We start from the raw sequence: 999 nt of genomic DNA, 5'->3' as shown, positions 1-999 counted from the left end.
GGTGTTCACCTGCACGCTCGACCCGTCCAGGGCCATCTACGTCCCGCGCGGCGTGGGCAACTCCTTCCAGGCCCTGGAGGACGGCACCGCCTACACCTACCTGGTGGACGCCCACTGGTCGCTGGAGCTCAAGAGGACCTACACCTTCGTGAACCTCGCCGACCCCGAGCTCGCCATCGAGTGGCCGATCCCGCTGGACCAGGCCACCGTCTCCGAGGCCGACCTCAACCACCCGTACCTCAGGGACGTCGTCCCGATGGCGCCGAAGCGCACCCTCGTCACCGGCTGCAACGGCCAGCTGGGCCATGCTGTGCGCAGGCTGGCGGAGGAGCGCGGCGTCGCCAAGGACTTCGACTTCTGCGACATCGACACCTTCGATATGTCAGACCCGGACGCCTACGCACAGTACGACTGGTCGCTCTACGGCACCGTGATCAACTGCGGCGCCTACACCGCCGTGGATAGGGCGGAGACCGCCGAGGGCCGCGCGACCGCCTGGAAGGCCAACGCGACCGGCCCCGCCCTCCTCGCCCGCACATGCTCTGATCACGGGATCACCCTCGTCCACGTGTCCAGCGACTACGTCTTCGACGGCACCGCCGAGGTGCATGACGAGGACGAGCCCCTCAGCCCGCTGTCCGTCTACGGCCAGACCAAGGCCGCCGGCGACATCGCCGTGGCCGGGTGCCCGCGCCACTACATCATGCGCTCCAGCTGGGTCATCGGCGAGGGCCGCAACTTCGTCAAGACGATGAAGGGCCTGTCCGACCGCGTCGCCGACCCCGAGGACGGGCTCGAGCAGGTCACGGTCGTTGACGACCAGCTGGGCCGCCTGACCTTCACGCGCGACATGGCCGAGGCCATCTTCCACGTGCTGGGGACGCACGCCCCCTACGGCACCTACGACTGCACCGGCTCCGGCACCGTCAAGTCCTGGGCCGATATCGCCCGCGCCGTCTTCGAGGCCGCCAACGGCAACGGGGACAGGGTCGTGCCGGT

1 protein-coding gene and 1 pseudogene are annotated in these 999 nt (G+C 69.1%); both read left to right on the top strand.

Features of this window, described 5'->3' with window-relative positions; genetic code table 11:
- Position 1: 1 nt before the first annotated feature.
- Positions 2–235, top strand: a pseudogene (locus AAAX32_RS10005) (dTDP-4-dehydrorhamnose 3,5-epimerase family protein); the annotation flags it as partial.
- Between the two features lie 75 nt (positions 236–310).
- Positions 311–999 (top strand): NAD(P)-dependent oxidoreductase (locus AAAX32_RS10000; RefSeq protein ID WP_349100737.1); only part of this gene is annotated, 689 nt, incomplete at its 3' end.

The organism is Collinsella sp. CLA-ER-H3, from assembly GCF_040092425.1.
Taxonomy (GTDB): Bacteria; Actinomycetota; Coriobacteriia; order Coriobacteriales; family Coriobacteriaceae; genus Collinsella.
The sequence above is the reverse complement of the archived record's forward strand: the minus strand, read 5'-3'. Positions and strand labels throughout refer to the sequence as shown.